This window comes from Sphingobium sp. HWE2-09 (assembly GCF_035989265.1).
GTDB lineage: Bacteria > Pseudomonadota > Alphaproteobacteria > Sphingomonadales > Sphingomonadaceae > Sphingobium.
In genome coordinates this window covers 2,698,159-2,710,468 of the sequence record NZ_JAYKZX010000003.1, presented here as the reverse complement: position 1 = coordinate 2,710,468, position 12,310 = coordinate 2,698,159, and the positions used below count along the sequence as shown (strand labels likewise).

Below are 12,310 nucleotides of genomic sequence, written 5' to 3'. Positions count from 1 at the left end.
CGCGCCGTCGCCGCATTGCGCCTACAGACGAAATCAGAGACATGATGACGCAGGGGGATCAGGCTTCGTTGGCGACACAGGCGCCGCCATCCAAGGATCAGGAAGATATCGCCGCCCTGGCAAAGGGTGGGCGGACCAATATATTCGGTTTCCTGCTGCGCCTGGCCGCGCGCCTGCCGTTCCTGTTCATCGCCGGGCGCTGGTATGGCGCGGACGCACTGGGCCGTTTCGCCTATGCCGTGCTGGTGGTCGAATTCGTCGCCCAGCTTGCGACGTTGGGCCTGAAGCGTGGCCTTGCAGGGGCGCTCAGCCAGACCGAGCGGCCCCATGCCCATGTCGTCGCCGACGCGATGTTTGTGACCCTGTTCGCGGCGCTGGTGGGGGCGGGTCTGTTGATCGCCTTTCCCCAGGCGATGTTTCCCAATAGCGGCATCAATGGGCTTGACCGGCTGCTGGCGCTGGTCGTGATTGCGGTGGCGGGGTCGGACGTGGCGCTGGCGGCCTGCGCCTATCGTTTCGATGTCGGGGCGACCGTGCGGGCGCGATCGATCATCGAACCCTGGGCGATCAGCATCGGCGCCTTCGCCTTCGCCTTTTATTCGACCCGCGACGGCCTGATCCTGTCCTATGCCGTATCGATGATCGCGGCGTTCACCGCCTCCATCATCCCGATGGTCCGTCATTATGGTCGCCCCAGCGGCTGGACGCCCGATGTCGGACGGCTGTGGCGACTGGCGCGGCGCAACCTGCCGCTGGCGGCGGCCGATGGCGTCGAATGGGGGTCGCGCCGACTCGACATGGCGATATTGGGGCTGTTCGTCAGCCCGGCAGTGATCGGCATCTATTATGTCGCGCAGCAGGTCGCGTCGCTGCCGCAGAAATTGAAGACCAGCTTCGATCCGATCCTGGGTCCGGTCATCACCCGGAACCTCGCTGAAAACAATCTGGCCGCCATCGCCAAGCAGGTCAGCCAGGTCGGTTTCTGGATCATCGCTGCGCAGGCGGGCATCGCGCTGGCGCTCGGCATTCCGGGCGAAGCGGTGATGGGCTTGGTGGGGCCGCATTTCGTCGGCGGCACCGGCGCGCTGGCCTTTCTGCTGCTGGCCGAAGTGGTGGCGGCGACCGCCGTCGTCAGCGAAGCGGCGCTGGTCTATATCGCCCGGCATCGCAACCTGATGATCTCGCTGGTGATGATCGGGTTGCAGGCCGGTTTCAGCTTCGTCCTCATTCTGACGGCGCGACGGCTGGGGATGCCGGTGATGTGGATCGCCGCCGCGCCCGCGCTTGCCCTGTGCCTGGCGTTGGGCGTCGGCGCGTTCATCAAGGCGCGGTTGCTGTCGCGCCTGCTGGGTGCGCCGATCAATGCGTGGCGCTGGCCGTTGCTGAGTGCGGCTGGTATCGCCTGTATCGTCGGCGCGGGTTTCGTGGCTCTGCCGCCGCGCTTCGAATGGGTGGAACTGGTGTTCGGGGTCTGGACGATCCTGGGGGTCTATGGCGTCGTCATCTGGCGCTGGGGCTTCGGGTCCGAAGACCGCACCTTGTTCCGCAAGCAGAAGACGGCCTGACATTCGCGCATCATCGCCGATTTGGCGGCGTGTAGGACAGCGCAATAGGAAAAAGGCTCGCCCCTTATCGCAGAGGCGAGCCTTTTAGGGTCTTACGCGAACAATGTGTCGCGGATCACGGCCAAATCCTCTTCGGGGCGCGCGCCCCAGTGAGAGATCACTTCGGCCGCCGCTGCGGCGCCCAGCGCCAGCGCGTCTTCGACGCTGCGGCCATCGATATGCGCAGCGAGGAAGCCCGACGCGAACAGGTCGCCAGCGCCGGTCGTGTCCACGATCTGCGCCACCGGTGCGGCGGGTGCTTCATAGCGGACGCCATCGACGACGGCGACGGCACCCTGTTCGCCGCGGGTCGATACCAGCACCGGCACCTTGTCGGCGAAGCGGGCGAGCGCGCTGTCGAAATCATCGACCTGCGCCAGAAACTGGATTTCGCCCTCGTTCGAGAAGAGAATGTCGATCTGGCCATTGTCGATGAGGTCGATGAAGTCGGCGCGATGGCGGTCGATCACGAAATTGTCGGAGAGGGTGAAGGCCACTTTTCGCCCCGCCCCCCGCGCCGCGTCGATCGCCGCCCGCATCGCCGCGCGCGGCTGCTCGGGATCCCACAGATAGCCTTCCAGATAGAGGATCTTGGCCGAGCGGATCAGGTCGAAATCGACCGCGGCTTCGGGCAGGAACTGCGATGCGCCCAGGAACGTGTTCATCGTGCGCTGCGCGTCGGGCGTGACGAGGATCAGGCAGCGGGCGGTCGGCACGTCGCCGGTCATGGCGGGGGTATCGAAGCGGATGCCCAAGGCGTGGACGTCATGGGCGAAGACTTCGCCGAGCTGATCGTCATTGACCTGGCCGATGAAGCCGCACGCCTTGCCCAGCGCGGCGAGGCCCGCCAGCGTGTTGGCGGCCGATCCGCCGCTGATTTCCTTGGCCTGGGGCATGTCGGCATAGAGCGCCTCGGCCATGGCGGCGTCGATCAGTTGCATCCCGCCCTTGGTCAGCGCATGTTCGGCGAGGAAGGCGTCGTCGCTGCGGGCAAGGACGTCGACGATGGCGTTGCCGATCGCGACGACGTCCAGCGTCGGAGCCTGATGTGCGGAAGCGGTCACGCAATATCCTTGAATTGAGGGATGCCAGAAAATTTCGTCGCCTTTACCGGGCCGGGCGCGCCCATGCAACGGCGCTGATTGACGCGGCGGGCAGGCGGTAGGATAGCAGGGCCATGGTTCTGACCGCTGTCCTGCGCGCCTTTCCCTCCATCTTCCACGGCGCGGCGCTGCGCCTGCTGGGCAAGACGCTGGTGTTGACTCTGCTGTTTTTCGTAGGGCTGGGCGCGGCATTCTGGTGGGCGTTTCATGCGGTGTGGCTGCATTTCGGCTGGGGCGGGGGCGGCGTGGCGCAAGCGACCGCCACGACCCTGTTGATGATCGGTGCGGGATGGCTGTTGTTCCGCGCCGTGGCGATGGCGGTGATGGGCCTGTTCGCCGACGACATCATCGAAGTGGTGGAGCGGGAGAATTATCCGCAGGCGGCGCTGTCGGCCCGGCCGGTGGGCTGGGCGCGCAGCCTGCGCTTCGCCCTTGCGTCGATCACGCGCACGCTGGGCTGGAACCTGCTGGCGTTGCCCGCCTATATCCTGTTGCTGGTGACGGGGGTGGGGACGATCGGGCTGTTCCTGCTGGTGAACGCCTATCTGCTGGGCCGTGACATGGCCGATATGGTGGAGCCGCGTCATCCCGCCCTCCCGCCGCTGTCGCGCAGCAGCCGGTGGCTTTTGGGCCTCGTTTCGGCGGTTATGTTCCTCATCCCGCTGGTCAACCTGCTTGCGCCGATCTGGAGCGCGGCTATGGCCGTGCACATGCTGCTTGGGCGAAAGATATCCGCATGAAATTCCCTGTCGTGACGTTGGCGCTGTTCGCGCCGCTGGCCGCCTGTGGCGGTGGCGTGGTGCCCAAGGGCAGCTATGCTCCGCCGCCCGCCGGTCCTCCGGCCAGCGCCTTCATGAAGCACGGGCCGCTGATGGGGTCGGACGCGCGGGCCTTGACCCAGATGTTCGGCCAGCCCCGGCTGGATATTCGCGAAACGACGGTGCGCAAATTGCAGTTCGCCAATGGGCGCTGCGTCCTCGACGCCTATCTCTATGCGCCTGCGCGCGGGAAAGAGCCGGTCGTCACCCATGTCGATGCGCGCGGTCCCACGGGCGCGGATGTCGATCCGGCGAGTTGCGCGAGCGCTTTGCAGGCGAAGTAGCGCGCCGCAAGGTCGCGGGGCCGAAGTTCACACCGTTGTCGGGGTGTGGCGACGCATTTCTGCGGATTTCCGGTTCCAACGCGTCACTGAAGCGCCTCTGACGCGTCTGTAAGGTCATCGTTACGCACCCCTTACGCGCCGCCAAGGTGACGGGTCGGTCATCGTCGCGCGTCGGGGGGCGACGATCGGCAGGCGAGGGCGGGCATGCTGATGCATCCGACAGGGTAGATCAGAGGAAATCCTACATTGGAAGGGAATAGGAGGGGGCGTGGTGGCGGTCTGACTACCGGTTGCAGGAATGGCCTGCATGGGGCGGGAAGCGGACCAGCGGGTTTCCCGACCGTCATGCCAGCGTAGGCCGGCATCTCTCTTTTCTTTTAAGCGCTTCACTAGAAGAAGTGAGATCCCAGCTTTCGCTGGGATGACGGACGTGGATGGCTGTGCTTGGTCGTCAGCCGACGAAACCGTCCTCAGCCTGCAATCTGCCCGATCGCCCATGTCGCTGCTTCCGCCACGACCGGGTCGTCATCGCCGACCAGCGCCTGTAGCCGACCCAGCAGGCGCGGGTCGCCGCTATTGCCCGCGGCGATGGCGGCGTTGCGGACCAGGCGGTTGCGGCCGATGCGCTTGATCGGAGAGCCGGAAAAGATTTCGCGGAAACCCGCGTCGTCCAGCGCCAGCAGGTCGGCGATTTCGGGTGCGGCCAGTTCCGCGCGGCCGACGAAGGCGCGGTTCGCGGCGGCGGCGTCGGCGAATTTGTTCCAGGGGCAGACCGCCAGGCAATCGTCGCAGCCATAGACGCGGTTGCCGATGCCGGGGCGCAGATCGTTCGGGATCGGGCCTTTATGTTCGATGGTGAGGTAGGAGATGCAGCGGCGCGCATCGACCACATAGGGCGAGGGGAAAGCGTCGGTAGGGCAGGCGTTGAGGCAGGCGGTACAGCGGCCGCAATGGTCCGTTTCGCCCTCGTCGGCCGCCAGCGGCATTTCGGTATAGATGGCGCCCAGGAACAGCCAGCTGCCATGGCTGCGGCTGACAAGGTTGCTGTGCTTGCCCTGCCACCCAAGGCCTGCGCCCTGCGCCAGCGGCTTTTCCATCACCGGCGCTGTATCCACGAACACTTTGAGGCTGCCGGGCTGCTGTTCGACCAGCCAGCGGGCCAAGGCTTTCAATGCCTTTTTGACGACGTCGTGATAATCCTTGCCCTGCGCATAGACCGAAAAGCGCGCCCGGTCGCCCACGTCCGCCAGCGCCAGCGGATCACGCCCCGGCGCGTAGCTCATCCCCAGCATGATGACGCTGCGCACGTCGGGCCACAGGCCTTTGGGCGATCCACGCTGTTCGGCCCGATCCTCCATCCACAGCATGTCGCCATGATGGCCCGCGTCCAGCCACTGACGCAGGCGCTCGCTGGTTTTGGGCGCGACATCGGCAGGCGCGATGCGGCAGGCGGCGAAGCCCAGCCGCACGGCCTCCGCCTTTAGGCGCTGTTCCAAGGTTTCGGCCAAGGTTTCTATAGGCATGGGCATGGGTCCAGACTATCAGGATGGGATGATCGGCGACACCCCGGCTCCATCCTTCCTTGCCACAGCGGCGCCTGCGCCCGTCCCGGCGGCGTCCTATGCCGTCGAGGGGCAGGGGCTTGTCAAGACATTCGGCAGCTTTCGCGCCGTCGACGGAATCGACATCGCCGTGCCTGCGGGCGCCATCTATGGCGTGCTTGGTCCCAATGGCGCGGGGAAGACGACGCTGCTGCGCACGCTGCTGGGCATTATCGACCCGGATGAAGGGCATCGTACGCTGCTGGGCGAGGCGCAGCCGCTGCGCATGGCGGCGCAGGTCGGCTATCTGCCCGAAGAGCGCGGCCTCTATCCGTCGATGAAGGCGTTCGAGGCGATCGCGTTCATGGGCGCGCTGCGCGGCCTGCCGCTGAAGGTCGGGCGGGCGCGGGCGCGGGCGTTGCTGGAGGGGCATGGCATGGGCGCGGCGGCGGACAAGCCGATCCGCCAGCTGTCTAAGGGCATGGCGCAGACGGTGCAACTGTTCGGCACCATCATCCACGAACCCCGATTGATCGTACTGGACGAGCCGTTTTCCGGGCTGGACGCGATCAACCAGGAGAAGCTGGAGGCATTGATCCGCGAACAGGCGCGGCAGGGCGTCACCATCCTCTTTTCCACCCATGTCATCGCCCATGCCGACCGATTGTGCGAGCGCATCGCCATCGTGGCGGGCGGGCGCATCCGCTTCGAAGGCACGCCGGGGGAGGCGCGCGACCGGTTGCGGCCGCAGGTGCGGTTGCGCACGCGGGTGAGCGACGGGGCGTGGCGGCGCGCGTTGCCCGCCGATACGGTGGCGCAGGACGGGGCGTGGCATTTCGACCTGCCGGACGAAGGGATAGAGCCGTTGCTGCGCGCACTGCTGGACGGGCAGGCGGGGATCGAAAGCCTGTCGATCGAACGGCCTGGCTTGCACGACGCCTTCGTCGCGATCGCGGGGGAGGCGGCGGCCCGGCAGATGCAGGGCGAACCAGTGGCGGAGGACGCGGCATGAGACAATTGTTGCGGGCCGCTTTCGTCATCGCCCGGCGGGACTTTACCGCCGTGGTGCTGTCGCGCACCTTCATCCTGTTCCTGCTGGGACCGTTGTTGCCGATCCTGATCGGCATGGCGTTTGGCGGGCTGGGGGACAAGATTTCCAGCACCGACCTGCGCCCGGTGGTGGGTGTGGCGATGTCGAAGGCCGACAGCGCCGCGCTGGAGCGGGCGCATGATCGCCTGGCCGAGCGGATGGGCGACCAGAAGCTGCCACGGTTGCGGCGCGTGCCGTCCAGCCCCAGCCCGCGCGCGCAGCTGGCTCGCCGGGATTCGGAGGTCGTGGCGATCCTGTCGGGATCGATCGCCCATCCGGTGCTGACGGGCAAGAGCGAGGATCTGGACAAGTTGCAGGGCGATATCAGCCTGTTGTCCACCGCGTCGCTGGCCGAACGCACGCTGCGCTTCGTCACGATCGAGCGGCGGGAGGTCACGACGAGCTTGGGCGCGCAGGCGCAGGCGCGGCTGCTGATCGGCCGGGTGGCGCAGGTGGTGATGTTCTTCCTCACCATCTTGCTGGCGGGCATGATCCTGTCCAATCTGGTCGAGGAAAAGACCAACAAGATCATCGAGATATTGGCCGCCGCCGTGCCGATCGACGCGATTTTCCTGGGCAAGCTGATGGCGATGCTGGCGATGAGCTTTGTCGGCATCGCCTTCTGGGGCGGGACGGCCTTCGCCATATTCCTGGCGTTGCATGATGGCGGCGGGGCGCTGCCTGCGCCGGCTGTTGGGTGGCCGCTGTTCCTGTTGCTGGCGGTGCTGTATTTCGCGATGGCCTATACGCTGCTGGGATCGCTGTTCCTGGGGATTGGCGCGCAGGCCGCGACGGTGCGGGAGGTGCAGACGCTCAACATGCCGGTCACCATGGGGCAGATGATGATCTTCTTCTTCGCCAGCTATGCGGTCGATCATATGGGATCGCCCGCGGAGGTTGCGGCGTGCATCTTTCCGTTCAGTTCGCCCTTCGCAATGATCGCCCGCGCGGCGCAGGATGCGGCGATCTGGCCGCATATCGTCGCGCTCGTCTGGCAGGGGGCGTTCGTGGCGCTGATCATCCGGGTGGGCGTGCTGCTGTTCCGGCGGCATGTCATGCAGTCGGGCGGCCGTTGGTGGAAGAAACTGTTCAGGCCTGCGACAGGATGAAGGGGATAGCACGGCACCATGGATAGACGGCATTTCTTAGGTGGCGTCACGACCGGCGCCGTGGCTTTGGCCCTGTGGCAGTTGATGCCCGAAACCGCGCAGGCGGCCTATCCCTTCGCGCTCAGCGATGCGGAATGGAAGAAGCGGCTCAGCCCCTGGGCCTATAAGGTGCTGCGCCAGCAGGCGACCGAACAGCCCGGCAGCAGTCCTCTTAACGCGGAGCATCGCGCGGGCATTTTCGGTTGCGCCGGATGCGACCAGAAATTGTTCAGTTCCAAGACCAAGTTCGACAGCGGCACCGGTTGGCCCAGTTTCTGGGCGCCGCTGCCCAAGGCGGTGGGCACCAGCAGCGACAGCATGTTGGGCTATACCCGCACCGAAGTGCATTGCGCCCGGTGCGGCGGGCATTTGGGCCATGTGTTCGATGACGGGCCGAAGCCGACCGGCAAACGCTATTGCATGAATGGCGTGGCGATGAAATTCAGTCCCGCTTGATCCGGTAGATGTGGAGCGGGCCTTTGGTGGGGATCGTTTCCAGCCAGGTCGGGACTGCGCCTTTCGCCAGCAGGGCGGCCAGTCCCTGTTGGTTTTCCTTTCCATAGAGCCGATATTCGGTGAGGCCTTCGCAGGTGACGACATAGGTCGCGCGGGTGCGGCCGATGACCGGGCGGGCCTGATCCGGGGCATCCACGAAGCCAGCGATGACGGCGGTGATCCCGGCCGCATTGCGATGATGGGCGGTGCCGATGACGCTATGACGGGTCTGGACGAGGATGTCGGGGCCAAGGTCGAGCGGCGCGAACAATGTGGCGGGCGGTAGCGCCTTCAAGGGCACGAGGACGCTGGCGGCGCGGCAATTGGCGCTGGCGGCTTTTGCCGGTTCCGGCTTTGCCGCGGCTGCGACCCAGAGGGCGCTGAGGCCTGCGGGGGTCAGCAATACCAGCGCGACCGATCCGGGTACGCGTAGCAGCGCTGACCGTGCGGCCTGCACGCGAGCGAACAGGCGCGTCAGCAGCCAGGCGATCCCCGGCAGCGCGAAGACATGGGCGACCGACAGCGCCCGCATGACCAGTATCGCGACCAGTGTTGATCCGGCGAGCAGCAGCGTCAGCACCAGCCAGCGCATCCGCGCTTCGCCTATAGTCTGGCGGGCGGCGAGAAGGCTGGCGCCGAGGCCGAGCAGCGCGGGCAGCAGGATCACGCCTTGCAGGGTCAGGCTCTGTTCCCAGATCGGCCGCCCCTCTTTCACCTGCAAATACCAGAGTTTGTAGGCGAGCGGTCCGAGCGCGGCGAAGGGATCGCCCGAGAGGCAGGGGCCGCTGGTGAGCAAAAAGGTCGCCAAAGCCGCGCCGCCGCCGATCGCGGCGATGGTGAGGCGGCGACCTGCGGTGGCCGTGCCGATCATGCGACCCGCGACGCCCGCCGCCAGCGCCAGTGCGACCAGCGGCCAGAGATAGACGAAGGACAGAGCGTCGCAATGGCGGTCGATCAAGGCGTGCGGGCCGCGCAACAGGGCAAGCAGCACCAGCGCCGCGCTGCCCAGGGTGACGGCGAAGGCGATGAAGCGCGGTGCCTGGTCGCGCGCGATCCAGTGGCGCAGGGCGAAGACGGCGGCGAAGAGCGCGACATAGGGCAGCGCTTCGCTCGAAATCTGGAGCCAGATGGCGAGCGCCAGCCCCGCGACGATGCCGCCGCGCATCTGGCGCGCATCAAGCGCGCCGCATAGCGCCAGCGCGGCCATGGCGATTTGCCAGCCATGATGGTCGATCCGCAACGGGGTGAACTGGACCAAAATGCTGGGGCTGGTCAGGAGCAGCGCGACGCTGAGCAGCGCGATGCCGTGGCCCGCGACGCGCCGGGCCGCGACGAACAATGTTGCGGTCAGGCCGCCCAGCAACAGCAGCGGCACGGTGATGCAGGCGATCAGTTCGGCGCTGGCGGTGCCGATCATTGGGGTGAGCAACAGGATCAGCGCCGCGATCGGCATATCGACGATGCGCGACCAGTGCATCGGGCCGCCGACGGGCGGGTTCACCCGATGCTGGCTGACGTCCCAGAAGGGCTGGCCGGCGATCCAGTCGCGCACCTGCGCCAGCCGCATGGCGTCGTCCGGATCGCGAAAGCCGAGGGTGGAGAAATCGGTGCGGAACAGCCAGAGCATCGCCGCGCTGCAGACGAGCCACAGCAGCAACGCCCACAGGGCTGCGCGCGGCGCGTCAGGCGCGCGCAAAGATACCATATTTGCGGATCGCATAGACGGACAGGAAGCTGACCGGCACCGACAGCAATTTGGCGATCGCAGGCGCCATGCCGATGGCGCTGAGCGCGCCGACCAGCGCCAGGGTGATGCTCATGCCGATAAGCGCGCTGACGACGAAGCCGATCCGCTGCGCATGGGTGGGGCCGCCCGCCAGATCGAAGACGAATCGGATGCTGATCACCCAATGGACGATGAGGCCACTGGCATAGCCGCCCAGCGCCGCGATCATAGGAGGCGCGCCGCCATGGTCGAGCGCCAGGAAGATGGCGAAATCGCTGGTCAGCGCGCAGATGCTGGCCAGCAGATAGCGGGCGAACATCAGCCGCGCCAAGAGCGCCGCGATCCGCGCCGTCATGGCGATCAGGCGGCCTTCAGCCGCGAAGGGACGGCGCGGACGCTGGCAAGCGCCGCCTGCGCATCCGCATCCTGGCCCTCGTCGCCCGCTTCATGATATTCGGCGTCTTCATTGACCTGCCACACGTCATGGACGCGCGCACCCGCGACGATGTTGCGCACGGTCAGCATTGCCGTCATCATCGCATGGTCCTGATTATTATAGCGGTGCATGCCGTTGCGGCCGACCATGTGCAGCGTAGGGTAGCGCGCTTCCAGTTCGCTGCGCATCGCCAGCACATTGGCGGCATAGTCATCGTCATAGACCGGATAGGCCTTTTCCTGCCGCACGACCGCGCCGCCCACGACATCGTCGGGGCTGCACAGACCCAACTGCGCCATTTCGCGGGTGGCGAGCGCGATCAGATCGGCATCGGGCGCGGACCACAGGCCGTCGCCTTCGAAACAGAAATATTCCAGGCCCACGCAGGCGAGCGCGGGATCGGGCACCATTTCGGGCGACCAGCTGCGGAAATTCTGGATGCGGCCGACCTGCACCTTGCTGTCGTGGATGTATATCCAGTTGTCGGGGAAGATATCCTCCCCCTTCACCATCAGCGCCACGGTCAGGAAATCGCGATATTTCAGGTCCATCGCTTGCGGCAGCGTATCAGGCAGAGGGTGGATGCGGCCCGCCAGTTCGCGCATCGGCGCGGAACTGATCACATGGGCGGCGTTGATGACGGTGTCGCCATCCGGTCCCGTCGCGATCAGGCGCCATGTGCCTGCCGCCTGGTCTTCCTCCAGCCGCTTGAAACTGTGCGCCATCAGCACTTCGTTGCCACCGGCCACCACCTTGTCGCGGGCGGCCTCCCACATCATGCCGGGGCCGAGACGGGGGTAACGGAAGGTTTCGAGCAGCGTCTTGGTCGCCATGCCGTCATTGGGTTTCTTGTTGAGGCCGAGCGAGCGTTTGAGGCCATCAGTCACCGCGCCCCAGAGCGACAGGCCTTTGATTCGTTGTGCCGCCCAGTCGGCCGACATTTCGTTGCAGGGCATGCCCCAGACTTTTTCGGTATAGGTCTTGAAGAAGATCGAGAAGAGTTTGTGGCCGAAGGCGTTGACGGTCCAGTCCTGGAAGGAGCGGATGTTGCGGTTCGGGAACAGCTTGGCCTTGGCGAAACTCGCCATGCAAAGCGTCGAACGCCAGATGCCGAGGTTCCACAGCGCTTCGAAGGCGCGCAGCGGGTAGCTGTAATATTTGCCCTCATAATAGATGCGGCTCATCCGGGGGCGCTGGATGAAGTCGTCGGGCAGGATTTCATTCCACAGGTCCACGACCTGCTGCGACTTGGAAAAGAAGCGATGCCCGCCAATGTCGAATTGAAAGCCGTCCAGTTCCACCGTGCGGCTGATGCCGCCGACATAGACCGGGTCTTTTTCGATCACGGTGACGCTATAGCCCTGCTTGGTCAGCAGATAGGCGGCGGTAAGGCCGGCTGGCCCCGCGCCTATGATGGCGACGTCCACATGTGTGTCGGTACGCGGCATGGCAGGCTATTCCCCCGAAAGATCGTTCGTGGCTTTCGGAGTGAAGGAAATCCTCTAAGGACTGGTTAACGGCCGGTAAGGATGAGTAGGTAGCATAACAAAGGGCCGTTCCACCAAGGTGGAACGACCCCCTGCAATTCCCCTTCATGCGGGGACGACGCGATCATGTCGGCGAGCGGGATCAGCTCTGGCGTTGGGCCAGCGTGCCGAGGTCGGACCGCGCGCCGTCGATCGCGCTGCCAAAGCAGCTGCGATAATCGTCGGTGACGGGCAGGACCGATCCGTTGACCCAGCCGCACACCTGCTTGGACGCGCGCACGAGCCGAGAATCGGCGCGGCGCAGGCCGGTATTGCTGGCAAGGTTGAGATCTGCGAGCGACACCGCGACGCTGCGCGTCTCGGTGCCCGAATGGCCGTCCACGACCACATCCATGTCATTGCTGCCCGCGCTTGCCACGCCGGGCAGCGCAAGGGCCATCGTAGCGGCAAGCGCCACCAGCATATTTTTGGGCATCCTGTATCTCCTGTCGAACATTCTTCTATTTTCTGCCCCACGTCTGACGTGGATGTAGGGTCGCGTATCAAATAGGCCTTGCTGGTGCGGTTGAAAAGAGGCC

At 65.7% G+C, this 12,310-nt stretch carries 12 protein-coding genes; 6 read left to right on the top strand and 6 right to left on the bottom strand.

What is annotated here, in order from left to right; all coding sequences use genetic code 11:
• Positions 1-41 precede the first annotated feature (41 nt).
• A complete protein-coding gene (locus tag U5A89_RS18745) occupies positions 42-1,565 on the top strand; it encodes a lipopolysaccharide biosynthesis protein (protein ID WP_445190671.1) in 1,524 nt (507 codons plus the stop codon).
• 92 nt (positions 1,566-1,657) lie between these two features.
• Here the strand turns inward: U5A89_RS18745 and U5A89_RS18740 are convergent, their stop codons facing one another.
• Positions 1,658-2,668 carry an adenosine kinase gene (locus tag U5A89_RS18740; RefSeq protein ID WP_338162527.1) on the bottom strand — a complete coding sequence of 337 codons (1,011 nt, stop codon included), beginning with the start codon at positions 2,666-2,668 and terminating at the stop codon, positions 1,658-1,660.
• A gap of 113 nt (positions 2,669-2,781) precedes the next feature.
• On the opposite strand from U5A89_RS18740, the gene U5A89_RS18735 reads away from it, so the two are divergent.
• Together U5A89_RS18735 and U5A89_RS18730 are read left to right on the top strand one after the other, a co-directional pair.
• Positions 2,782-3,447: an EI24 domain-containing protein gene (locus U5A89_RS18735; RefSeq protein ID WP_338162526.1), complete on the top strand. Its 666-nt coding sequence runs from the start codon at positions 2,782-2,784 to the stop codon at positions 3,445-3,447.
• A complete protein-coding gene (locus U5A89_RS18730; RefSeq protein ID WP_338162525.1) occupies positions 3,444-3,809 on the top strand; it encodes a hypothetical protein in 366 nt (121 codons plus the stop codon). Before U5A89_RS18735 ends, U5A89_RS18730 begins: the two co-directional genes overlap by 4 nt.
• Before the next feature lie 470 nt (positions 3,810-4,279).
• On the opposite strand, the gene queG is transcribed toward U5A89_RS18730, so the two are convergent.
• Complete coding sequence (gene queG / locus U5A89_RS18725; RefSeq protein ID WP_338162524.1) at positions 4,280-5,332, bottom strand: tRNA epoxyqueuosine(34) reductase QueG; 1,053 nt, start codon at positions 5,330-5,332, stop codon at positions 4,280-4,282.
• A gap of 28 nt (positions 5,333-5,360) precedes the next feature.
• On the opposite strand from queG, the gene U5A89_RS18720 reads away from it, so the two are divergent.
• From U5A89_RS18720 to msrB, 3 genes are read left to right on the top strand one after another with little or no spacing between them, the layout of a single operon-like run.
• Positions 5,361-6,362, top strand: coding sequence for an ABC transporter ATP-binding protein (locus tag U5A89_RS18720; RefSeq protein ID WP_338163112.1), 1,002 nt, complete (start codon positions 5,361-5,363; stop codon positions 6,360-6,362).
• Positions 6,359-7,549: an ABC transporter permease gene (locus U5A89_RS18715; RefSeq protein WP_338162523.1), complete on the top strand. Its 1,191-nt coding sequence runs from the start codon at positions 6,359-6,361 to the stop codon at positions 7,547-7,549. The genes U5A89_RS18720 and U5A89_RS18715 overlap by 4 nt, the downstream gene beginning before the upstream one ends.
• 18 nt (positions 7,550-7,567) lie before the next feature.
• Entirely contained in the window at positions 7,568-8,044 is a 477-nt protein-coding gene (gene msrB, locus U5A89_RS18710; protein ID WP_338162522.1) for a peptide-methionine (R)-S-oxide reductase MsrB, read from the top strand.
• On the opposite strand, the gene U5A89_RS18705 is transcribed toward msrB, so the two are convergent.
• From U5A89_RS18705 to U5A89_RS18690, 4 genes are all read right to left on the bottom strand, one after another.
• Positions 8,031-9,788, bottom strand: coding sequence for a hypothetical protein (locus U5A89_RS18705; RefSeq protein WP_338162521.1), 1,758 nt, complete (start codon positions 9,786-9,788; stop codon positions 8,031-8,033). The genes msrB and U5A89_RS18705 overlap by 14 nt on opposite strands.
• Entirely contained in the window at positions 9,766-10,164 is a 399-nt protein-coding gene (locus U5A89_RS18700; protein WP_338162520.1) for a GtrA family protein, read from the bottom strand. The genes U5A89_RS18705 and U5A89_RS18700 overlap by 23 nt, the downstream gene beginning before the upstream one ends.
• 5 nt (positions 10,165-10,169) lie before the next feature.
• A complete protein-coding gene (locus U5A89_RS18695) occupies positions 10,170-11,693 on the bottom strand; it encodes an NAD(P)/FAD-dependent oxidoreductase (protein ID WP_338162519.1) in 1,524 nt (507 codons plus the stop codon).
• Positions 11,694-11,874: 181 nt separating this feature from the next.
• Entirely contained in the window at positions 11,875-12,207 is a 333-nt protein-coding gene (locus U5A89_RS18690; protein ID WP_338162518.1) for a UrcA family protein, read from the bottom strand.
• Between the last annotated feature and the right edge of the window lie 103 nt (positions 12,208-12,310).

Bases quoted from the DNA above. Each gene is read 5' to 3' on its own strand.
- U5A89_RS18745 (WP_445190671.1), top strand. From the start codon at position 42: ATGATGACGCAGGGGGATCAGGCTTCGTTGGCGACACAGGCGCCGCCA.
- U5A89_RS18735 (WP_338162526.1), top strand. From the start codon at position 2,782: ATGGTTCTGACCGCTGTCCTGCGCGCCTTTCCCTCCATCTTCCACGGC.
- U5A89_RS18730 (WP_338162525.1), top strand. From the start codon at position 3,444: ATGAAATTCCCTGTCGTGACGTTGGCGCTGTTCGCGCCGCTGGCCGCC.
- queG (WP_338162524.1), bottom strand. From the start codon at position 5,332: ATGCCTATAGAAACCTTGGCCGAAACCTTGGAACAGCGCCTAAAGGCG.
- U5A89_RS18720 (WP_338163112.1), top strand. From the start codon at position 5,361: ATGATCGGCGACACCCCGGCTCCATCCTTCCTTGCCACAGCGGCGCCT.
- U5A89_RS18715 (WP_338162523.1), top strand. From the start codon at position 6,359: ATGAGACAATTGTTGCGGGCCGCTTTCGTCATCGCCCGGCGGGACTTT.
- msrB (WP_338162522.1), top strand. From the start codon at position 7,568: ATGGATAGACGGCATTTCTTAGGTGGCGTCACGACCGGCGCCGTGGCT.
- U5A89_RS18705 (WP_338162521.1), bottom strand. From the start codon at position 9,788: ATGGTATCTTTGCGCGCGCCTGACGCGCCGCGCGCAGCCCTGTGGGCG.
- U5A89_RS18700 (WP_338162520.1), bottom strand. From the start codon at position 10,164: ATGACGGCGCGGATCGCGGCGCTCTTGGCGCGGCTGATGTTCGCCCGC.
- U5A89_RS18695 (WP_338162519.1), bottom strand. From the start codon at position 11,693: ATGCCGCGTACCGACACACATGTGGACGTCGCCATCATAGGCGCGGGG.
- U5A89_RS18690 (WP_338162518.1), bottom strand. From the start codon at position 12,207: ATGCCCAAAAATATGCTGGTGGCGCTTGCCGCTACGATGGCCCTTGCG.